The sequence below is a fragment of the Arthrobacter sp. MYb229 genome (genome assembly GCF_002975405.1).
Lineage (GTDB): Bacteria > Actinomycetota > Actinomycetes > Actinomycetales > Micrococcaceae > Glutamicibacter.
Genome location: NZ_PCPS01000005.1, coordinates 114473 through 136408 on the forward strand (window position 1 = coordinate 114473; position 21936 = coordinate 136408).

Below are 21936 nucleotides of genomic sequence, written 5' to 3' on the forward strand. Positions count from 1 at the left end.
ACCCGATGCTAACCATGTTTTTCCGAACATAGCTCGACCGATCGCGGTATCACGCCAGCGACTCGACCAGAGGACTGTTTTATACCGCTGCACATCAGCGTGAATGCCACAACGGAAAGTTCCAGTCCAATGAGCTATGTCTGCATATTGAGAACCGTTTTGTCGCACGATATCGGTGACGCTTCCACCCATAATTGACGCTCTCGATCAATGAGTGGGCACTAATTCGCTTCATCAGATCGGCCTGAACTGTGAAGAGCAATGATCCGGTTGATCCCAGTATTCGATTGGCGATCGCCCAGTGGCCCGAAAGCACTCCGCGCGGAGCAAGCAGCATGTTCTGCGCGGCTTCTCCCCCGACATCCCGTAGCACTCACACTTCGTCCATCCGAGCCGAATCGCTGCATAGCCGATCCCTCGCTGCGGATCGCGTAGAACGGCCAATCGCGCCGGCCAGGTCCGGGCACTCGGGCAACGGATGCTGCGCCTCGCACCACAAGCTCTTCCTGGGCTTACGCCAATTTCTGCTGGCAAGCCCGGAGGGGACTCCGAGTGTTTGGCGAACGCGCAACGCTCAACCAGGTCCTGTGCGGCAGCCGGCACCCGGTCTTCGAGAATCAGAAGTTCCTGGCCGACATGGAATCTTCCGGCCAGGACTTCGGATGCTTCCTCCCCGAGGAGTCCAAAGGCCATATCCGGCGTCCGGACCGGAAGAACGGGAAGCCATAATTCGGCCAGCCCGGGTCCGAAAACCACGGGGCGCGGACCAACGAGTGGTTGCCGGCGATGGCGCTGGGAGCTGGCCCAATTAGAAGACCGATGCCCCGCACAAACACTCCGTGGTCGCTACTGACCACGGAAGTTTGTGCGGGGCAGAGTTCCGGGACTAGCCATCTGGGCTCAGCTGCAAGCCCAGATCGCAGCGGGCGCATCCCGCGCGGCGGCGCAGACGCTCCGGCTCAGCCTTGCTTGAAGGCCGCGTCGAAGGACGTGGAGGACGCTGGAAAGTCCAGCTTCTTCAGCGCCGCCAGCGCCTCGGGCGCACCGTAGAGTCGGTCCATGCCGGCGTCCTCCCACTCGATCGAGATCGGGCCGGCATAGCCGATCGCCGCGAGCGCGCGGAAGGCGTCCTCCCACGGCACATCTCCGCGTCCGGCCGAGACGAAGTCCCAGCCGCGCCGCGGGTCGCCCCAGGGCAGGTGGGATCCGAGCCCGCCGTTGCGGCCGTTGCCCATGCGCATCCGGGTGTCCTTGCAATCCACGTGGTAGATCTTGTCCGCGAAGTCGGAGATGAACGCCACCGTGTCGATCCCCTGCCACACCATGTGGCTCGGATCCCAGTTCAGCCCGAATGCTTCACGGTGCCCGATCGCCTCCAGCGTCTTGACCGTGGACCAGTAGTCGTAGGCGATCTCCGAGGGGTGCACCTCATGGGCGAACCGCACCCCGCACTCATCGAAGACGTCCAGAATCGGGTTCCAGCGGTCCGCGAAGTCCTGGTAGCCGGCCTCGATGACCTCGCCCGGAACGGGCGGGAACATCGCGACGTACTGCCAGATCGAGGACCCGGTGAATCCGACGACGGTGTCCACGCCCAGGCGCTGGGCCAGCCGGGCGGTGTTCTTCATTTCCTCGGCCGCCCGCTGGCGAACGCCCTCCGGGTCGCCGTCGCCCCAGACCCGCTCACCGACGATCGCCTGGTGGCGGAAGTCGATCGGGTCATCACAGACCGCCTGGCCCTTCAAATGATTGGAGATGGCCCAGACCTTCAGGCCGTGGCGTTGCAGAATGCCGAGGCGCTCGGCGATGTAGTCGTCATCGTCCCAGCGCCAGGCGTCGAGGTGCTCTCCGGAGACGGCGATCTCCAGGCCGTCGTAGCCCCAGCCCGCGGCGAGACGGGCCACTTCTTCCAGCGGCAGGTCGGCCCACTGGCCGGTGAACAGGGTGAAATCGCGTGCCATCCTTGTACTCCTTTGCTCGGTTCCTTCGTGCTGAGATGCGGTGCGGTGCGCTGGGCCTAGAGCGTCTGGGCCCAGGCGCTGGCGTTCTGCGCGCTGCGCTGGACGCCGTCGAGCACGCGCTGGACCTGGTGGCCGTCCGCGAACGAGGGCTCGGGTTGCCGGCCCTCGGCGACCGCCTCGACGAAGTCCTTGGCCTGGTGCACAAAACCGTGCTCGTAGCCGAGCGCGTGTCCGGTGGGCCACCACGCGGACATGTAGGGGTGCTCCGGCTCGGTGACCATGATATTCGTGAAGCCCTGGAGGGTATTCGGCGCGGTGGCATCGTAGAAGCCCAGCGAGTTGTAGTTCTCCAAATCGAAGGTGATCGCCCCCTTGGAGCCGGAGACCTCGATCCGCAGCGAATTCTTGCGTCCGGTGGCCATGCGGGTGGCCTCGAAGATGCCGATCGCTCCGCCGTCGAACCGGCCGGTGAACATCGCGGCGTCATCCACGCTGACCTCGCCGCGCTGCGACTCCGCTCCGGGCAGCGGCCGCTCGTGGACGAAGGTTTCGAGAATGCCGCTGACACCGGTGAGCTTCTGCCCGGTGATGAACTGGGACAGGTCCACGGCGTGCGCGCCGAGGTCCCCGAGCGCGCCGCTGCCGGCGTGCTCCTTCTGCAGCCGCCAGGTCAGCGGGGCGTCGGCGTCGTGGAGCCAGTCCTGCAGATAGGAGGCGCGGACCTGGCGGACCTGGCCGATGGTGCCCGAGCCGACCAGTTGCCGCGCAAACGCCGCCGCGGGCACGCGGCGGTAGGTGAATCCAAGCATCGCCTGGACGCTTTTGCCTGCGCTTTCGGCGGCCGCGGCCATCGCCTCGGCCTCTTCGAGCGTGTTGGCCAGCGGTTTTTCGCACAAGACGTGCTTTCCGGCGGCGAGCGCGGCGATCGCGATCTCGGCGTGCGAGTTGCCCGGGGTGACGATGTCCACCACGTCGATGTCCTCGCGCTCGATAGCCTCGCGCCAGTCGGTCGACGTCTCCGCCCAGCCCCACTTCGCGGCGGCGGCCTCGACGCCGGCGGCATTGCGGCCGACCAGCAGCGTCATCTCCGGTTGCATCGGCAGATCGTAGAATCGCGGCGCGACGCGCCACCCCTGCGAATGCGCGGCGCCCATGAAGCCGTGCCCGATCAGGGCAATTCTCAGGGCTGATTTTTGGTTGGGCATGTGTTTCCTCCTGCGAGGGGTAGACGTGGGGGCGCTGGCCGGGGCGGTCCGCCGGTGAACGGAGAACCGCCCCGATCCGTTGCCTGGGCCGGTTAAGAGCTGAACGCCGTCGGCAGGTACTGATCGACGTTGTCCACCGTGACCACCGGGGCGTTCAAGACGATGCGCTTCGGGACCTCGACCTCGACCAGATCGCTCATGGCCTTGTTCTGGGCGATCAGTCGGGCTAGGCGAACGCCGTCTGCGGCCTGCGTGGAGGGATAGAGGACCGTGGCTTCGAGTACGGACTCCCCGCCCTTGATCAGCTCCATCGCGTTGGCGGAGCCGGCGCCGCCGACCATGAAGAACTCGTCGCGCCCGGCGCTGTCGATCGCGGCCAGCACGCCGTGGCCCTGATCGTCGTCGTGGTTCCAGAGCGCGTCGATCTTGGGGGCGGCGGAGAGCAGCTGCGAGGCCGCCTGTTCGCCGCCGGCTACCGTGAAGTCGGCCGGGACGCGGTTATCCACGTTGAGGCCGCAGTCCTTCAAGGCGTCTTCGAAGCCCTTGCTGCGGTCCTGGGTCAGCGGCAGGGAGTCAATGCCCGGGATCTCGGCGACCACCGCGTCCGGCTTGTCCCCCAGGCGCTCGCAGATATAGTTTCCGGCGCTGCGGCCCATGCCGTAGTTGTCACCAAGGATCGTGGTGCGGGCGGCGGCGGGGTTGGAGAACTCACGGTCCACGTTGACCACCGGAATACCGGCGTCCATGGCCTTGGTTGCGACGGCGGTCAGCGCCGTGCCATCGGTGGGCAGCAGCACAATCACGTCGACGCCGTCGTTGATGAACTGCTCAACCTGGCTGATCTGCAGGTTCGCATCGTTGGTGCCTTCGGCGACGCGCAGGTCCACGTCTTCCAATGCCTCGCCCTGCGCGATGGCGGCCGAGTTGATGGCGCCGAGCCAGCCGTGGTCGGCCGCCGGGCCCGAGAAGCCGATCACGACCTCCTCGCCCGCGGCCGAATTGCCTTCGATCGAGGCGTTGGAAGGCTGCGCGCTGCCGCCATCGGAGCCCGACGAGCAGCCGGTGACGAGCGCGCCAACTGCCAAGAGGGCACCGGTGGTGATGAGCATCTTCCGTCCGGAATGAACAGCAAACATGTCTATCTCCTCAATGAGTTAGGTACAACGCCGCCGTGTGCAGCCCGAATTATTCGGGCACCAGCCAGCGTGATTACAATCACAATAACAGAAGATCGGAGAAAATCGACGAACTTCTACCGATTGCCGACATAATGTGTTAGGTTCATCACATGCTGCAAGATGAAAAGCCCCGTCCTCTGCTCGAGGTGCACGGGCTCACCAAGCGATTCGGAGCCGTCCAAGCACTCAAGGGCGTCGACCTTTCCGTGCTCCCGGGCGAGGTCCACTGCGTCATGGGCCAGAACGGCGCCGGCAAGTCCACCCTGATCAAAACCCTGTCCGGGGTCCACCAACCCGACGAGGGCAAAATTTTCTGGGAAGGCCAGCAGGTCAGCCTGCCCGGCCCTACCGCGGCCTTGGATCTGGGCATCGCCACGATGTACCAGGAACTCGACGTCGTCGACGGGCTGAGCATCGCCGAGAACATTTTCCTGGGCCACGAGCATGCGACCCGGGGCGTGCTGCACGTGAAAAGGGCCCACGCGACCGCCCGGTCGCTGCTGCAGCGCCTGGGACACGGCAACCTGTCGCCAGCGCGCGAGGTTGGCACGCTCTCCACCGCCAACAAGCAGATCGTCAGCATGGCCCGCGCCCTCTCCCGGGACACCAAGCTGATCATCATGGACGAGCCCAGCGCCATCCTCGATGCCGGCGAGGTCGCGAACCTCTTCCGCGTGGTCCGCGAGCTCACCGCCCAGGGCATCGCCGTCGTATACATCTCCCACCGGCTGGAGGAGATCCGCGAGATCGGGGACCGGATCTCGGTCATCAAGGACGGGCAAAGCACGGCGAACAACCTGCACGTCGCCCAGACCCCCAAGGCGGAACTCATCCGCCGGATGACCGGCCGCGATGTCGCAAACGTGTTCCCGGAGCGCCGGCCCCTCCCGCTTGATGCGCCCGTGGTGCTCGACGTAGCGGCCCTGGAGCTGGAGGGGCACTTCGCCAAACTCAGCTTCACGGTCCGCGCCGGCGAGATCCTCGGCATCGCCGGGCTGGTTGGTTCGCAGCGCTCGGAGATCGTCGAGACCATCTACGGCGCCCGCAAGGCAACCGCAGGCCAGGTCACGGTGAACGGCAAGAAGCTGGTTCCGGGATCGGTCAGCTCCGCCGTCGAGGCCGGGATCGGCTTATCCCCCGAAGAACGCAAAAGCCAGGGCCTGATCCTTGACGAGCCGATCTATAAGAACGTCACGCTGTCCACCTTCGAACGCTTCGCGCGCACCGGGCTGCTCGACGAAAACGCCGAGCGGCGAGCCGCGCGGGAGCAGATCGAGGCCCTGGAGCTGCGCCCTGCGGATCCGGAGCGGCCCGCCCGGACGCTCTCCGGCGGCAACCAGCAGAAGATCCTCCTGGCCCGCTGGCTGGTCCACGGGACCAAGGTCCTGCTGCTGGACGAGCCGACCCGCGGCGTGGACGTCGGCGCCCGCGCCGAGATCTACACGCTCATCCGGCGGTTGGCCGACGCCGGCACCGCCATCATCGTCATCTCCAGCGAGATCGAGGAAGTCCTCGGCCTCGCCGACAATGTGCTCGTCGTCGACGACGGGCACGTCCTCGCCCAGAGAACCGCAACCGATATCGACGAGCACGGCGTGCTCGACCTCGTCATGAAGGGAAGTGCCGCGTGAGCAAGCAAAAGACCCAGGTCATCGAACACTCTTCGGCCCAGACCCCGGACCCCGGCGCCGCTTCCGGCGGCGCCAGCGGACTCCTCGGCAATCTCCTGCACGGCCCCGCCGCGCGCAGCATCGGCCTGGTTCTCGCGCTGGCCGTGCTGGTGGCCATCGGCCTGATCACCAGCGGGGACCGCTTCATGTCCTCGGACAACATGCTGGTGATCCTGCGCCATGCCTCCATCATCGGGGTGCTCAGCATCGGCGTCACCTTTGTCATCACCGCCGGCGGCATCGACCTGTCGGTCGGCTCCGTGCTGGGCTTGACCTCGGTGGTCGGCAGCCTCGCCGTTGTCCAAACGGCCGCGGCGGAATCGACGTGGCTGGTGATGGTCGTGGTGGCCCTGCTGGTCGGCGCGTTCGCGGGCCTGATCAACGGGGTGATCATCGCCTACGGCAATGTGGTGGCGTTCATCGCCACGCTGGCCATGCTGGTGGCCGCCCGCGGGCTCGCCGAGATCATCTCCGAGCGCCGCACCTTGCTGGTGACCAACACCGACTTCACCGGCTTCATGCGCGCCGACTTCCTCGGCGTGCCGGTGCTCGTATGGATCTTCGCCCTGGTCTCCGCCGCCGGCTGGTTCCTGCTCAACCGCACCACGTTCGGACGCCGCACGGTGGCCATCGGCGGCAACCTCGAAGCCTCCCGCCTGGCCGGCATCAAGGTCAAGCGCCACATCGTCTCGCTCTACGTGCTGGCCGGCATCGCCGCTGGCATCGCCGGCCTGATGATGATGGGGCGCACCACCTCGGGCACCTCCACCCATGGCTACCTCTACGAGCTCGACGCGATCGCCGCGGTCGTGGTCGGCGGCACCCTGCTCGCAGGCGGCCGCGGCACCGTCATGGGCACCGTCTTCGGCGTGCTCATCTTCAGCACGCTCACCAACGTGTTCACGCAGAACAACATGGACACCTCCGTCCAGGCCCTGGCCAAGGGCGCCATCATCGTGCTCGCCGTCCTGCTGCAGCAGCGCTTCGCCGTCCGCAAGGAGCGCAAGGCCAAGAAGCAACCCCTGAAGGCCTAGGGGCACATCGTGGATCTGGCCGCGAGCGGCGAACTGGTCGAACAGCGGCTTCGGCGATTCTTCGCGGATGCGAAACTCCGCGCGGAATGCGCAGGGCCGGCCTATCTGGAGCTCTGGGAGGCCCTGGAGCGTGCCGCGGCCGGCGGCGCCCGCTCCCGCCCACGGCTGGTGCTGCTCGCCTACGGCGGGCTCGGCGGCACGGACGCTGCCGCGGCGGCTTCGCTGGCCGCGTCCTACGAGCTGCTGCACAGCGCCCTGCTGGTGCACGACGACGTCATCGACCGCGACCTTGTGCGCCGCGGCGTGCCGAACGTCTCCGGAAGCTACCGAACCAGGGCCCTGCGGCGGGGCGCCGCGGCGGCCGAGGCGGATCACGCCGGCGCCTGCGCCGGGATCCTGGCCGGTGACCTCGCGCTGGCCGGCGCCTACCGGCTGCTGAGCTCGCTCGTGGTGCCCGAGGCCATCCGCCGGAAGCTGCACGACGTGCTCGACGAGGCGGTGTTCGCCTCGGTCGGCGGCGAGATCCTGGACGTCGAAAACAGCCGCTCGCAGGCGATGCCCAGCCTGGAGGAGATGCTCAAGACCGCACGCCTGAAAACGTCGGCCTACTCATTCGAGGCCCCGCTGCAGGCCGGGGCGATACTCGCCCAGGCTCCCGCGCCGGTGTGCGCGGCGCTGAAGTCCTTCGGCCGGTACGCGGGCATCGCCTACCAGGTTGCCGACGACGTCTTGGGCGTCTTCGGAGAGCAGCAGCGGACCGGCAAGTCCCGCTGGGGAGACCTGCGCGAGGGCAAGCGGACCGCGCTGCTCTCCTACGCGGCCGCCGGCCCGGCGTGGGAGAGCATCGCCGATCTCATCGGGTCCCCGGCGCTGACCGCGCACGATGCCGAACGCATCCGTGCGGTCCTGATCGACTGCGGCGCCAAGGACTTCGCGATCGACCTCGCCACGCGTCATGCCGAATTCGCCCTGGAGCAGCTGGAGCACGGCGGCATCCCGGCGGCCCTGCGCGCGGAACTGCGCGAACTTCTGCTCACCGCCATCGGCCGCGTCCACCGGGCCAGAACTACCACCTGAACCGCCGGTCAAGCGCTTCGGTTTGCCGCGCCGCTGCAGATAGCATGTAAGCGGGAGCAGGCAGGGCAGCTTGCTCGGAAGGGACGGTCCGGAAGTGGACAGCATTTCGTCTAAACCCGCTGGCGCGCGTCCGGCCGGTGCCGGGCTTGGCAACAACCGCGACTCGACGCGGCAGCATAACCTCTCCACCGTACTGGGCCTGGTGCATGGCTCCGCGGGCCTCTCCCGCGCCCAGCTCACCCGCACCACCGGGCTGAACCGCTCGACCATCGCCGCGCTTGTCGGCGAACTGGTCCAGCTCGGCCTCGTGGTGGAGAGCGACCTGGACCAGAGCCAGCCGCACGGCCGGCCCAGCATCATGATCAACCCCGGCCCGTCGGTGCTCGCCCTGGCCGTCAACCCCGATGTGGACGCCGTCGGCGTCGCGCTCGTGGCCCTCGGCGGGCAGATCGTCAACCCCGTGCGCTTCCGCACGCTCCGCGCCCCCTCCATGCCGGAGGTCGTGAACATCGTCTCCGCCGTCTACGCGGGCATGGCCGCGGCCTTGCCCGCGGACTTCCAGGTGGTCGGCATCGGCGTGGCCGTCCCCGGGCTCGTGGACCCCGCCGACGGGACGGTGATCGAGGCGCCGCAGCTCGGATGGCGCGAGCAGCCGCTCGCCGCGCAGCTGGCCAAGGCCCTGCAGTTGCCGGTGGCCTGCGCGAACGACGCCATTGTCGGAGCCCGGGCGCAGGCGGCCTTCGGCGCGGGCCGGGGCGTCGCCGACTTCGTCTACCTCTTCGGCGGAGCCAGCGGCATCGGCGGCGGGATCGTCAGCGGCGGGAAGCTGCTGCACGGGGCGACCGGCTTCGCCGGACAGCTGGGGCATATGCTGGTGCGCACGGACGGCGCGGCCTGTTCCTGCGGATCTTCGGGCTGCCTCGAGGCCGAAGTCACCCGCGAAGAACTGCTCCGGGCGGTGTCGCTGCCCGCGGACCGGTCCGAGGAACTGGAACAAACCGTGCTCGGCTTATTCGAATCCGGCGAGGCCTCCGCGCAGCTGCGCGAGGTTGTCGCCCGGCAGGCCCGCCTGCTCGCGGTGGGACTGCGCGGCGTGGTGCACCAGGTGAACCCGTCGCTGATCGTGCTCGGCGGTTTCCTGCGCATCCTCGCCACGGCGATGCCCGACGTCGTTCAAGGGGCCTTGGCCCTCGGCGCCGCGCGCAGCGCACGCGAGCACGTCGCCATCGAACTCGCCCCGCTCGGCGAGAGCCCCATCCTGGTGGGCGCCGCGGAACTGGCCTTCGCGCCGCTGCTGGCCGATCCCGCCGGGGTGCTGCGCGCGGCAACCTCCGCCCTTTCCTGAAGCCGCAGCCCCGGATAATTATTCGGAGGGTATAAACAGGTTTAAACAGGCACAAGGCACCGTGGATCCCACTCCCTGCGGAGCGGGACCCACGGTGCCTTGTGCCTGCGCGGCGGGGACTCACCGGCGCGGCGCTAGTTGCTGCTGGCCTGCAGCACCAATTCTGCGTTGCCGGTCAGCGGATCCGAGCCGGCATCGCCCTGGTCGGTGTACGTGGCGTTGAAGACTGCCGACAGGTCATCGACTTCCGGGTCATGGCCTTCTGGCACCGTGGTGACGAAGGAGCCCGTGCAGCCGCTCGTGGTCGTCTGCGGGTGGCCGTGCGTGTGGTGGCCCAAGATGTAGCTCACTTCCACGCGCGCACAGTCAACCGGCTGGTCGTCGGTGACCTTGACCTCGTAGTTGACGGTATCTCCGAACGTGAAGTCCTGGCCCGCGACCGGAGTAATGAATTCAACAACCGGCTGCTGGTTGCCGACCTCGATTTCCACCTCTGCCGAGCTGTGGCGGCCACGGTGCTTGCCACCGATATCGGTGACCGTCAGGGTGGCGAGGTAGGTGCCGTTCTCCTCGTAGGTATGGCTTGGATTGGCCTTGGTGGAATCCACCGTGCCGTCCGAGTCGAAGTCCCAGGCGTAGCGCAGCTTGTCCCCGTCGGCATCGCTGGTGCCTTCGCTGGAAAGCTCCACGGTCAGCGGGGCGGTGCCCACGGTCGGGGTGCCTGTTGCGACGGAGATCGGGCTGTGGTTGCCGCCCTCGCCGATGAAGTCGATGCGCGCAACCTGGGCTTCCTCATTCTCGCCGAAGTAGCCGTTGCCGTATTCGAGCACGTACAGCGCGCCGTTCGGGCCGAATTCCATATCGATCGGGTTTTCGGTCACCAAGGTGTCGACCACGCTCTCAATCGCAACTGACCCATCAGCATCAAGGCTCATGGCCTTGAGGTAATCGCGGGTCCATTCGTAGAAGAGCGCCTTGCCGTCGAAGTAGGACGGCCAAGCCACGGGATTGGCACCGCGCGTGGCTGCCTTGTCGAACTCATAGGCGGGGCCGGCCATCGGGCCGATGCCGCCGGTGCCCAGTTCCGGGAACTGCTCCGAGAGCCCGTAGCTGTACCAGAGGTCGGCGTCGGCCACCGGTGGCAGCTCTCTCAGGCCGGTGTTGTTCGGCGACTCGTTCACCGGAGCGGCGCAATCGAAAGGCTCTCCGGAAGTCTCGGTAGCGAAGTCGTAGTCGTTATACGGCAGATTCTCGGTGGCGCAGTACGGCCAGCCGTAGTTGCCAGGTTCGGTGGCCACAAGCCATTTGCCGGTACCGGCCGGGCCGCGGTCCGGGTCGGCGCTGCTCGCATCCGGGGAGTAGTCCCCGATGTAGAGTTCGCCGGTGCGCTGGTTCACGTCCACACGGAACGGGTTGCGCAGGCCCATCACATAGATCTCCGGGCGGGCCCCGTCGGTGCCCTGCTCGAAGAGGTTCCCCTCGGGGATGCTGTAGCCGCCGCCATCGGTCGGGGTAATGCGCAGCACCTTGCCGCGCAGGTCGTTGGTGTTGGCCGAGGTGCGCTGGGCGTCGTAGCCGGGGTTGGAGTCCGGGCGCTCGTCGATTGGCGAGTAGCCGCCGGAGACGAACGGGTTGGTGTCATCGCCCGTTGAGAGGTACAAGTTGCCCGCGGCATCGAAGACGATATCGCCGCCGACATGGCAGCATAGGCCGCGGGAGGCCTCGACATCGATGATCTGCTGCTCGCTGGCCAAATCGATGCTCTTACCGTCGAACTGGAATCGGGAGAGCCTGCTGACGCCATCAAAAGGGGCGAAATCCTCCGCGGTGCCGCTGGTCGGGGCGTCGCCCTCATTGACGTCCGGCGTTGCGGGGTCGTCCACCGGGGTGTCCAGCGGCGGGGCGTAGTAGAGGTAGACCCAGTTGTTCCCCTCGGTCCCGAACTCCGGGTCCAGCGCGATGCTCTGCAGCCCTTCCTCGTCGTGCCGGTAGACCTCCAGCTCGGCGGCTTGGCTGTTGATGCCGGTCTCCGCGTCGTTGAGCCAGACCTCGCCGCCGCGCGTGGTGTGCAGGACGCTGCCGTCGGGCAGCACCGCGAGGTCCATGGGCTCGCCCGGGGTGTCGTTGAGCGTCACCTTCTGGAAGGCGGAGTCCGCGGGAGCCTGGGCGGCGGGAGATTTCGGCTGGGCTTGGGCCGGCATGCCAGCCAGGGCCGAAGCCAGCACCGCCGCCGTGGCTAGCCCCGCTCCGGTGCGTAGCGCGCTTCGCTTGAAAGAATGTGCGGTAGCCGCACGCCGCGGGGCACTGCCCGCCATCTTCGTTCGGTTGACTATCATCGTTCACTTCCTTGTCGCCATTGATTCGGAGCAGGCCGAATCGGGTCAATTGGAACGCTAGTGCTTTGCGTCACAATTTACTAGTGGTTTCATCAAACAAAGTCGGTACATCCACCCAACTCTCACAAAGCGTCGGAAAAAATGGCGCAAGAAATCGGGGAACAGGCAATCCCTGACCCCGATTTTATTATGTTGCCTCAAGCACTAAATTAGGTTGCGGAAACCGAGGATCCCTTACTCCACAGCTCCGCGTCCAGCCCCTGCGTCTGCAGGATCAGAGATTTCACCGCCGCGGCCGGCACCTGGCGTCCCGCGTCCACCAGCGACTCGACGACGGCAGGGACCCTGGCGTCCGAGCAGAGGATCAGCGGCGTGCCCTCCGCGCTGTCCGGTAGCCGGCCGTGCGTCCCGCGCACACAAGTGGGGTCCAACGGCACGGTATTCATGGCGTAGCGCAGCCCGAGCTTCTTCTTCACCAGGTTCAGCCCCGCCTTGGATTTCGCCAGCCGGTCGGCGGGATCGAAGAACAGTTCCGCCGGGTCATAGCCTGGCTTGCGGTGGATGTCGACGCCGCGGGCGTACTCCGGGGCGCGCTCATCATCGAGCCAGAAGTAGTAGGTGAACCAGGCTCCGGGTTCGGCGACCACCACGAGTTCCCCGGCGCGCTCGTGGTCCAGTCCATAGGCCGCCTGCGCGGCCCGATCGAGCACCTCGTCCACGCCGTCCAGGCCGCGCAACACCGCGGCGACCCGTGCGATGTCGGCTTCGTCCCGCACATACACGTGCGCCGCCTGGTGGTCGGCGACGGCGAAGGCGCGCGAAGTCCAGGGGTCCAGCTGCTCGCGCCCGTCCTGCACGTAGACTTCCAGCAACCCCGCTCGGCGCAGCGCCCGGTTGATGTCCACCGGCTTGCTTGCCTCCTCGATCCCGTATTCGGCCACCACCACCACGGTGTAGCCAAGTCCCTCTGCATCATCGAGCAGCGGGGCCAGCACCGCGTCCAGAGCTGCCGCGGCGCGGTCGGCCTGCGGCGAGCGCGGACCGAATCTTTGCAGGTCGTAGTCCAGGTGCGGCACATAGGCGGTGAGCAGATCCGGGGCCCGCGTGCGCATCACGTGCCGCGTGGAGTCCACGATCCAGCGGCTGGAGCCTAGCGCCGCCGTCGGGCCCCAGTACTGGAACAGCGGGAACTCGCCGTAGGCGCCCACCAGCTCCTTGTGCAGCTCGGGCGGGCGCATGTAGGCGTCCGGGGACTTGCGCCCGTCGGCATGGTAGATGGGCCGCGGGGTGATCGTTATATCGGTGCTCATGCCCATCGCGTACCACCAGCAGATATTCGCGGACGTGTAGGAGGCCTCCTGCCGGCGGGCGGTCTCCCAGATGGTCTCTCCGCCGACCAGCCGGTTGTGCTGGCGCCACAGGTATACCTCGCCGAGCTCACGGAAGTACCAGCCGTTGCCGACAATTCCATGCTGCGCCGGAGACAATCCGGTGAGCATGGTGGACTGCACCGAGCAGGTGACCGCGGGCAGCACGGTGCCCAGCTGGGCGGACCAGCCCTTGTTGGCCAGCCGGGACAGACGCGGCATCTTGGCCAGCGCCCGGGAGGTCAGTCCGACGACGTTCAGTAGCAATACGGGTTTCACGGTTCTCCTGTGCGGGTCGATGGTTCAGTTCAGAGATTTCGGCGCTGGTCAACGGGCGCGTACCGGTGCCAGCAGATTGTCTCTGGCCCAGCAAAGCTCCGCGGCGACGCCGTCAACGATTCCGGGATCATTCCCGGCACCCGCCCCGCCGTCCGCGCCGGGAAGCACGCTCCAGGTGTAGGTTTCCACGTCCAAATGCACTTGCCCGGCATAGTCCAGGCGCGCGACCTCGGCGACGGTGCGCCGCAGGACCTCGGAGGTCGCCTGCAAGGGCGCCGCCGGCACGTGGTGCAACGGGATGTGGAAATGCACGCGCCATGGCCCGTCCCCGGGCAGCTCGGCGAGCGCCGTGTCCAGGTCGTCGGCGGGCAGCACGCCGCCCGGTGCCCACTCGCGGACCTGGTGCAGGTACTTCGGCTCGACGAACCGGGTCAGCGCCGCGCGGGCCACCGGGTCGCGCGGGTCCGCCACGTGCAGGGCCGCGGACGCCTGGACCTTGACCACGCGCAGCCCGGCATCTTGGATCTCGGCGATCGCCGATGCCGGGTCCGCGAAGGAGACGGCCAGATGGCAGGCGTCCACGCAGACCCCGACGAACTCGGGGTCGATCCCCCGGCCCAGGCGCGCCCCGAGCCAGCCGACGACGTCGGAGATCGTGTCCAGCACGCAGCCGGGCTCCGGTTCGATCGCCACGCGCACGGTCCTTCCGGTGCGCTCCTGCAGCTGGCGCAACCGCGTGCCCAGCTCGGCGAAGGCCGCGGTGGCGGCGGCATCGTCCTGCGCGGTCCACGGATCCCGCCAGGCCAGCGGCAGCGTGGAGATCGACCCGACCTCGCCGGCCGGCATCAGGTCGGCGAGGATCTGGGCGCACTGGAGCGTGTATTCCAGGCGGTCGCGTTCGGCCCAGGTAGGCAGGTAGACTGCGTGCTTGACGATCTCGTTGTGGAATCCCCCGTAGGGGAACGCGTTGACGGTGTGCAGGGCCAGGCCCTCGGCGGTTAGCACCGCACGCAGGGCGTCGCGGTCCTCCGAGCTGGCGGCGAGCCGGGCCGCGAGCCCGGCCGGAATCCAGAGTCCGACGCCGAGCGTGTCCAGCGAGGCGGCGCGGCGGATCGGTCCGGCGTATTCGCGCAGCTGGGTGATCACCCCGTCCAGATCCTCGGCCGGGTGGACGTTGGTGCAGTAGGACAGGCGCATCAGGCACGCGCCCCGCGCAGCACGGAGTTGCCTTCGAACCCGGCGGCCGGATCGGGGAAGCCCGCGGCCTCGAATCCGGGCAGCGGATCCAGGATCAGCTGGCCGCTCTGCCCGTAGAATTCCACGGGGTTGCGCCAGAATACCTGGTCCACGTCGTCGGCGCTGAAGCCGGCGGCGAGCATCGCGTCGGCGGTGCGGCGGGTCTTCAGCGGATCGGAGCGGCCCCAGTCCGCGGCCGAGTTCACCAGGACCCGTTCGGTGCCATAGCGCTGCAGCAGCGCGACCATGCGCGTCTCGTCCATCTTCGTGTCCGGATATATTGAAAAGCCCATCCAGGCCCCGGCGTCCTTGACGATTTCGATGTTGGTTTCGTTGAGGTGGTCCACCAGCACGGCCCCTGCGCCGATCCCGGATTCGCGGACCACATCGAGGGTGCGCCGGGTGCCGGCGAGTTTCTCCCGGTGCGGGGTGTGCACCAGAGCCGGCAGCCGGTGCGCGCGGGCCAGCTCGAGCTGCGCCGCAAACGCGTGGTCCTCGGCGGGAGTCATCGAGTCGTAGCCGATCTCACCGACCGCTACCACCCCCTCCTTCGCCAGGTAGCGCGGCAGCTCCTCGAGCACCGGCAGGCACCTCGGGTCGTTGGCTTCCTTGGGGTTCAGCGCGATGGTGGCGTGGTGCCGGATGCCGAACTGGGCGGCGCGGAAACGCTCCCAGCCCAGCAGCGAGTCGAAGTAGTCCAGGAAGGAGGCGACGCTGGTGCGCGGCTGCCCCAGCCAGAAGGCGGGCTCCACAAGGGCGCGAACGCCGGCGGCGTACATGGCCTCGTAGTCGTTCGTGGTGCGGCTGCTCATGTGAATGTGTGGGTCGAAGATGCGCATGGTTGTCCTTCTTATAACGATGTCGGGTGGTTGGCGGGGCGCGTGAGCAGCGCCAGGTCTTCGGGAATGGGGCGGGACGCGGCCCGCCGCTCGGCGGCGAAGTCGGCGGCCATCCGGGCGAGCTCCGCATCGGCGCGGACCTGCAGGCCGGTGGCGGCGGCGAGGCTCACACCCATGAACACGAGCTTGAGCACCGCATGCCGCCAGGCGTGCTGGTCCAGATGTGCGGCGGCAAACGGTCCGACGGCGGCGGCGACCAGCGACGTCTCGTTGCTCCGCAACGCATCGGAGGTCAGCTCCAGCCCCGTCAGCACGAGGGTGCCGTCGAGCCTCGGCGAGGCCTCCGCCAGGGCCCCGAGGCCGCGCAGCACACCGCGCCGCTCGGCGGAATCGCCGCGGTGGTAAAGGTCCCGCAGCAGCTGGGTCAGCACCGCTGGCTCCAGGTCGCGGCCGAGCCGGGCGATCAGCCTGGCGCGGGCGTCATCGGCGACGGTGCCGAAGAGCACCCCGGTCGGATCGGTTCCGGGGCAGCGGGGGGCCCGGCCGACGCTGCGCGGTGCGGTGGCGAAAATCCGGGGCAGGCTGGCGTGGTCGGCGAGGACCGCTGTCGTGCTGTCGGCCAGCCAGGCGCCGGCGGTTCGCGCCGGCGCCGACGCGGTCCAGGCGGCGCGCAGGGCGGCCATGCTGCGCTCGGCCAGGCCCGGGGCGTCCCACGAATGACGCGGCAATTCGACGGCGGCCACGCCCCGGTAGTCCAGTTCCGCCAAGGTGGCGAGGGCCAGCGGGAGGTCCAGGACCCCGTCGCCGAAGGGCAGGTGCTCGTGGGTGTGCGGGAGCATGTCGTCCAGCTGGACGTTGGCCAGCAGGTCGCCCGCGAGGCGCAGGGCGCCGTCGACTCCGCCGGGTTCCACCACCACGCAGTGGCCGATGTCCACGGTGAGGCGCAGGGCCCGCGGTTCGCCCAGCTCGCCGTGCAGCCGCAGGGCGTCGGCGACGGTTTCCACGACCATGCCCGGCTCGGGTTCGATGGCCAGCAGCACGTCCCGGGCCGCGGCGTACTCCACGAGCTCGGCAACGCGAGTGGTCAAGCGCTGCCAGCCGGTCTGCTCCGTGGCATCTTCGGGGAGGATGCCCGAGAAGAAAGAGACGCATTCGGCGTCCAGCTTGGCGGCGATGTCCACGGCCCGGCGCAGGAATTCGAGCCTGAGACCAGCGTGCTTGTCCACCAGGGCAGGCCGGTGCTTCTGCCTGGCATCAAGCAGGAACCGGGTGCCGGTCTCCACCACCACGCGCAGACCGTTCCGGGCCAGCAGGGCGCCGACTTCGTCGAGGCGCTCCTCCAGATCGTCGGCAAAAGGGTCCAGGTGCGGGTGCCCGAGCGTTAGCGCGACGGCGGTGTAGCCCTGTTCTGCGAGCAGTTCGAGGGCCACCGGCAGCGGATGGTCCGCAAATCCGTTGGTCCCGTAGCCGAGGGCGAAGCGGAACTGGTCATCGGTTAGTGCTTTTCGGGCGGTCACGATTCACTGATCTTTCTGGCACTGGTGCGGGCGCGCAGCAGTTTCCCGAGCACATCGATGGAGCCGATTACCGCTCCGGCCCCCGGGCTGCCGTGGCGCAGTGCGAGCGCCGCCTGCAGCGGGACCATGGAGCGGATGCCGGACTTGGTGGCCTGAAGCGCGTTGCCCGCCGAAGGGTCCTGGGCCGCACGCCACTGGGCCGTGCCGCAGCGCGTCGCGTAGAGCGCTACGGCGGCCGCGGCGGGCAGGATGCGGCCAAAGAGCGCACGGCTTGGGCCGGCATCCCGGCTTGGCAGCGCGTTGCCCGGCGCCATAACCCCGGCGAGCACCGCCCCGGAAACCAGGGTGGTCATGGCGGTAGCTCCGGACGCCGTGGCCTTGCTGGTGCCGTCCACCTCCCCGCGGGAGAGCGCGGTGACGGCCACGGTGTGTCCGCCCATGACGGCGGCGGCGGGCAGCGCCGCTCGGACGGCGCCGGTGCCGGCGCCCATGAGGACATCCAGCCCGCGGCAGAGCCCCATGGTCAGCGCGCCAGCAGCGGCGTTGCGCTTAGCGGCCAGGTCGTAGGTCCAGATCGAGGCCGCCAGCGGCAGGCCCAGAAGCAGGGATCGGCGTCCGCCGCCCGCCGCGCTCAGCCCGAGCCCTGCCGCCGTGAGCCCGGCGGCCGCGGACAGGGCGGTTCTGGGTGCGATCCGGCCCGAGGGGATGGGCCGCTCCGGGCGCTCGGCGGCATCGACCTCGCGGTCGGCGTAGTCGTTCAGCGCCATGCCCGCCGCATAGAGGCAGGCGCTGGCAGCCGGCAACAGAAGCCGGTGGCCCAGGAGCGGGTGCCCGGCGGCTGCGCCGCCGGCGAGGGTGTCGCCCAGCACGGTCAACACGGCCGGCGCGCGGACCAATTCGAGGTAGTCGTGGACCCGGCTCACCGTGCGACGACGCTCTGTGCGACCTGCCCGAAAGACTTGGCGGACGTGGCATCGATCCGGGCCCCGGCCTCCTGCGCCCAGTCCAGCAGGCGACGGCTCTGCTCGGCAAAGGCGTGCTCCTCGCTGCCCCACGGATCCTTGAAGAAGAAGCCCAGCTCCCCGATCTGGCCGGTCTCCCCGGCGGCGTCGGCGAGCGCCATGAGGCGTGCCAGATCCAGGATCATGGGTGCGGCCAGCATGGAATCGTAGGCGCTCCACGTGGTTTGCAGGGTCAGCCGGGAGCCGAGGAAACCCTCCAGGTTAATATGGTCCCAAGCCACCTTGGTCTCGCCGAGGTCTGGAACGTTATCGATATGCAGCGGGGTGGCGGCGCCGCCGGTGAGAGCCTGCAAGCCCCGGTTCTTGGACTGCAGCTTGCCGGCCACGGCCTCCGGGTCGGCCAGCGTAGCGCCGTCCCCGCCGCCGAGCAGGTTGGCCCCGGCCCAGGACAGTACGCGCAGCCCGCGGGCGGCGAGCCCGGGAGCCAGCACGGAACGCAGCCAGGTCTGGCCGGTTTTGCCATCTTGCCCCGCGGTCGGCAGGCCGCGCTCGGCGGCCAGTCGGGCCAGCGCCGGAACGTTGAGGGCTGGCGAGGGGGTGAAGCAGATGTAGGGCGCTTCGGCCAGGATCGCCGCGTAGGCGCTCAGCGAGCTTGGCGGCAGGATCGCCCGGGCCGGGTCGTCGAGGGCCTCAAGGAGCAGGTCCAGGTCGTCGAACTCGGGCAGGTGGTCGATCGGGGCTTCCGTGGAGGCCACGTCGATGACGATCACCCGGTCCAGCTCGTGATCCCGGCGGAACTCGCCGATGTCCCGGGCCAGGCGGCGGGCGGTCTCTGCCTGCGAAACTCCTATCTGGCCTGGCTGGTAGCCCGGGCAGACGCGCGCATCAACCTCTTCCAGCTCGGCCCGGACCGAGGAAACCAGATGCTGCGGCAGCATGCCCGCACCGACCAGGTGCTCGACGCGCTTGGCGACCGAGACATCGCTGATATCGTGCCCGCCGATCAGCAGATCTGCGAAGCCCGGCAGCGGGACGGCGGCGAAGCCCTCCTGGGCTGTCACGCAACCGGTGGCCGGAGCCAGGCCGCCGTTAATCGCCGCGAGCCCGGTGGCCGCCGTCGCCGCCACCGATCCGCGGGCCCCGACGAGCCAGAGGCCCACCCGCCCCGCTCCGGAACCGCTAGCGGTTCCCCCGTCCGCGGTCGCGGCCTCGTTAATTCCCAGGTCGGCTGGTATGCCCACGTCATTGTCCTTTCACATACGGTGGTGCGAGCGGTGCTGCTCAGTGCTCATGCGGAAGTGCGGTCTTGCGTCGGTGCGGTGTGCTCACCGCGTGTAGCAGCTGAGGAACTCGAAGCTGTCCCGGGCGAACTCGGCGGTGGCCGGGGCGAAATCGCGTTCGACCACGTAGTACTTCACGTGGCTCTGCGCTGCGTCGAGGATGGGAGTCCAGTCGATCTCGCCCTCCCCTACATCGGTCGGCGTGGCGCGCTCGTCCCCGTTGAGCAATCCGTCCTTGATATGCAGGAGCTCAATGCGATCGCCGTGCTCCGCGATCAGCTGCACGACATCCACACCGGAGTCGGCCGCCCAGAGCACGTCCAGTTCGAAGGTGACGTACCTAGGGTTGGTGTACTCGGCCAGCAACTCCCAGGCGCTGGTGAGCTCACCTGTCTCCGGGTGGGGGTACTGGCTGGTGAATTCTCCCTGGTGGTTGTGCACGAAGATCTTGCCGGTGCCGGACTTCTTGGACTGCTCTCCGAGCCGGTTGAGGGTTTCCGCGGTGGCGAGGGTGTCCTCAAGGCTTCCAATGCCAGGGGAGGCGGAGCCGCCCGAACCCATGTACTTCTGGCCAACGGTCTTAGCGAACTCGATGGTATCGCCGAAGGTCCCCTCGTCGGTGCTGCCGTGGGAGGTTGGCGCCTTCAGCCCATACTTGCCGAGCAGGGCGGAAAATTCTTCGGCATTCCGGCCCTCGTAGGTTCCGCCGAAGGGCTCGATGTTTCGATAGCCTATGTCGGCCAACTCGGCGAGCACGGCCTCGGTCCCAACCTCGTTGCCCCAAGTCAGGTAGCTGAACATCTGGATGGAGATCTTGCTGGCGGGCACGCCCTTACCTGTGCACTGCGCCGCAGCGCCGCCTTGTCCGGAGGCGGGGGCCGCAGTAGCCGGCGCCATACCGAAAAGCGCGCCGCTGGCCAAGGCCAGCGAGGCCGTCACCGCCATACCTCGCGAGACCTTCCGCCGCGCATTCCCCGGCCGATCTTGTTTGCTCTTTGTCATGGGCTTCTCCTCGCGTAGTGGCACGGTTGCACACCGCCGGCAGAGCGTCCAAAAGCGCATCACTCGGCAATATGAGATGTCGGTCACATGAACCTAACATGACTAATGACGATAAACAACGAATCTATATTGTTTGACGATATATCTTCGAAACCTATGCGCAACCTTCCATCGCCGCAAGACGCGATTCTGCGGTTTAGCGCCGATTTGCCGACGCCTGCAAGCGAGCCCAGAACCACTTCGTCATGTCGGTTCACACCACAAAATCCTCCTCATGCCGTACCCAAGGGGCGTGGGGCGCGTTCCGTCGATTAGTATGCTGTAATTAGTCGATGAATGACATAAGCAACTTCAGCGGCCTCAGCGGCTCAGGTGCCAGCGAACTATTCCAGATCCTCCGCGACGGACGAGCGCGCACGCGCACGGAGCTCTCGGAGATGATGGGCTTGGCCCGCTCCACGATCACCCTGCGCATCGAAGCGCTTATGGCCCTCGGGCTCGTGGGATTCGTGGACGACGCCACCTCCACCGGCGGGCGCCCTTCCTCACGCATTGCACTGAACGCAGGCAGCAAGGTGGTTCTCGGCATCGACATCGGCGCATCCCACGTGCGCGTGGCACTCACCGACCTGCTCGGGCATCGATTGCGTGAGGACGGGCGGAATATCGAGGTATCCCAGGGGCCAAATGTCGTCCTCGAAGCCGCCGTCGAGTTGGGCAAGGAGCTGCTGGAGGCGAGCGATCACGCGCTGACCGACCTGCTGGCGGTGGGCGTCGGGATCCCCGGTCCGGTAGAACACCGCACCGGCCGCCCGTTCAACCCGCCCATCATGCCCGGCTGGAACGGATTCGACGTTCCGGGGCTGCTGCAGGACCACTTCCATGTCCCGGTGCTCGTCGACAACGACGTGAACATCATGGCCCTGGGCGAGCGCAATGTCTCGTGGCCGGAGGTGGACAACATGCTCTTCGTGAAGATCGCCACGGGCATCGGTTCGGGCCTTATCTCGAGCGGGAGACTGCAGCGGGGAGCCGACGGCGTCGCCGGCGATATCGGGCACATCCGCGTGCATAACGGCTCGGGCATCACCTGCCACTGCGGAAACCTGGACTGCCTCGAAGCGGTCGCCTCGGGACCCGCCGTGGCCAAGAAGCTCAACGCCCTCGGCCTGGACGCAAATTCCAGTGAAGACGTGGTCGCGCTCGTCAAATCGGGCAACGCCGAGGCCGTGCACGCCGTCCGCCAAGCCGGCCGCGATGTGGGCGAGGTCCTCTCCGCCTGCGTCAGCCTCATCAACCCATCCGTCATCGTCATCGGGGGCTCGATGACACTCACCGGCGAGCACTTCATCGCCGGGATACGCGAAGTGGTCTACTCGCGGGCCATCCCGGTCGCAACCCAGCACCTGCGGATCGTGCAGTCCGGAGCCGGACAGGACGCCGGTGTGCTCGGCGCCAGCATGCTGGCCATCCACCACGCCATGTCGCCGAAGCATATCGATGCCCTCGTGAATGGGCTCAAGGGAGACTAGGCCAAGCGAAGAAACGACCTTTTGTCGATTGTCGACGATTTTTGCTTGACAGGCAACAAAGTCTGGAAATAGTGTTGCATGCGTCACATACTCCAAGCGCTGGTGCTGATTGCCGC

The 21936-nt window shown here is 67.7% G+C and carries 17 protein-coding genes; 6 read left to right on the plus strand and 11 right to left on the minus strand.

Features of this window, described 5'->3' with window-relative positions:
• Window positions 1-552: 552 nt before the first annotated feature.
• On the plus strand, window positions 553-729 hold the full coding sequence (locus CQ019_RS18580; protein ID WP_181148516.1) for a hypothetical protein: 177 nt from the start codon (window positions 553-555) through the stop codon (window positions 727-729).
• Window positions 730-959: 230 nt separating this feature from the next.
• Here the strand turns inward: CQ019_RS18580 and CQ019_RS14405 are convergent, their stop codons facing one another.
• The 3 genes from CQ019_RS14405 to CQ019_RS14415 form a co-directional block, all read right to left on the minus strand.
• On the minus strand, window positions 960-1961 hold the full coding sequence (locus CQ019_RS14405; protein WP_105554733.1) for a sugar phosphate isomerase/epimerase: 1002 nt from the start codon (window positions 1959-1961) through the stop codon (window positions 960-962).
• A gap of 56 nt (window positions 1962-2017) precedes the next feature.
• Entirely contained in the window at window positions 2018-3166 is a 1149-nt protein-coding gene (locus CQ019_RS14410) for a Gfo/Idh/MocA family protein (RefSeq protein ID WP_105554734.1), read from the minus strand.
• 92 nt (window positions 3167-3258) lie between these two features.
• On the minus strand, window positions 3259-4302 hold the full coding sequence (locus CQ019_RS14415) for a substrate-binding domain-containing protein (RefSeq protein WP_105554735.1): 1044 nt from the start codon (window positions 4300-4302) through the stop codon (window positions 3259-3261).
• Between the two features lie 152 nt (window positions 4303-4454).
• On the opposite strand from CQ019_RS14415, the gene CQ019_RS14420 reads away from it, so the two are divergent.
• The 4 genes from CQ019_RS14420 to CQ019_RS14435 all read left to right on the plus strand — a co-directional run bounded on the left by CQ019_RS14420 (window position 4455) and on the right by CQ019_RS14435 (window position 9470).
• A complete protein-coding gene (locus CQ019_RS14420) occupies window positions 4455-5975 on the plus strand; it encodes a sugar ABC transporter ATP-binding protein (RefSeq protein ID WP_105569998.1) in 1521 nt (506 codons plus the stop codon).
• A 95-nt stretch (window positions 5976-6070) separates the two neighbouring features.
• Complete coding sequence (locus CQ019_RS14425) at window positions 6071-7048, plus strand: ABC transporter permease (protein WP_258133975.1); 978 nt, start codon at window positions 6071-6073, stop codon at window positions 7046-7048.
• A gap of 9 nt (window positions 7049-7057) precedes the next feature.
• Entirely contained in the window at window positions 7058-8125 is a 1068-nt protein-coding gene (locus tag CQ019_RS14430) for a polyprenyl synthetase family protein (RefSeq protein WP_258133955.1), read from the plus strand.
• A gap of 94 nt (window positions 8126-8219) precedes the next feature.
• The gene (locus CQ019_RS14435) at window positions 8220-9470 is read left to right on the plus strand and encodes an ROK family transcriptional regulator (protein ID WP_258133956.1); all 1251 of its coding nucleotides are present in this window, start codon (window positions 8220-8222) and stop codon (window positions 9468-9470) included.
• Between the two features lie 134 nt (window positions 9471-9604).
• Here the strand turns inward: CQ019_RS14435 and CQ019_RS14440 are convergent, their stop codons facing one another.
• The 8 genes from CQ019_RS14440 to CQ019_RS14475 form a co-directional block, all read right to left on the minus strand.
• Window positions 9605-11806 carry a PQQ-dependent sugar dehydrogenase gene (locus tag CQ019_RS14440; RefSeq protein WP_219844264.1) on the minus strand — a complete coding sequence of 734 codons (2202 nt, stop codon included), beginning with the start codon at window positions 11804-11806 and terminating at the stop codon, window positions 9605-9607.
• A 209-nt stretch (window positions 11807-12015) separates the two neighbouring features.
• Window positions 12016-13452: an alkaline phosphatase family protein gene (locus tag CQ019_RS14445; RefSeq protein WP_105569999.1), complete on the minus strand. Its 1437-nt coding sequence runs from the start codon at window positions 13450-13452 to the stop codon at window positions 12016-12018.
• A gap of 48 nt (window positions 13453-13500) precedes the next feature.
• A complete protein-coding gene (gene eboE, locus CQ019_RS14450) occupies window positions 13501-14649 on the minus strand; it encodes a metabolite traffic protein EboE (RefSeq protein ID WP_105570000.1) in 1149 nt (382 codons plus the stop codon).
• Window positions 14649-15527: a TatD family hydrolase gene (locus CQ019_RS14455; protein WP_105570001.1), complete on the minus strand. Its 879-nt coding sequence runs from the start codon at window positions 15525-15527 to the stop codon at window positions 14649-14651. Before CQ019_RS14455 ends, eboE begins: the two co-directional genes overlap by 1 nt.
• 11 nt (window positions 15528-15538) lie before the next feature.
• Window positions 15539-17044 carry an EboA domain-containing protein gene (locus tag CQ019_RS14460; protein ID WP_105570002.1) on the minus strand — a complete coding sequence of 502 codons (1506 nt, stop codon included), beginning with the start codon at window positions 17042-17044 and terminating at the stop codon, window positions 15539-15541.
• Window positions 17041-17967 (minus strand): SCO3242 family prenyltransferase, encoded by a 927-nt coding sequence (locus CQ019_RS14465; protein WP_105570003.1) that lies wholly within the window; start codon window positions 17965-17967, stop codon window positions 17041-17043. Before CQ019_RS14465 ends, CQ019_RS14460 begins: the two co-directional genes overlap by 4 nt.
• On the minus strand, window positions 17964-19247 hold the full coding sequence (locus CQ019_RS14470; RefSeq protein WP_258133957.1) for an inositol-3-phosphate synthase: 1284 nt from the start codon (window positions 19245-19247) through the stop codon (window positions 17964-17966). Before CQ019_RS14470 ends, CQ019_RS14465 begins: the two co-directional genes overlap by 4 nt.
• Before the next feature lie 84 nt (window positions 19248-19331).
• Window positions 19332-20288: a sugar phosphate isomerase/epimerase gene (locus CQ019_RS14475; RefSeq protein WP_181148518.1), complete on the minus strand. Its 957-nt coding sequence runs from the start codon at window positions 20286-20288 to the stop codon at window positions 19332-19334.
• Window positions 20289-20620: 332 nt separating this feature from the next.
• Between CQ019_RS14475 and CQ019_RS14480 the strand changes: the two genes are divergently transcribed.
• Window positions 20621-21820, plus strand: coding sequence for an ROK family transcriptional regulator (locus CQ019_RS14480; RefSeq protein ID WP_105554742.1), 1200 nt, complete (start codon window positions 20621-20623; stop codon window positions 21818-21820).
• Window positions 21821-21936 lie beyond the last annotated feature (116 nt).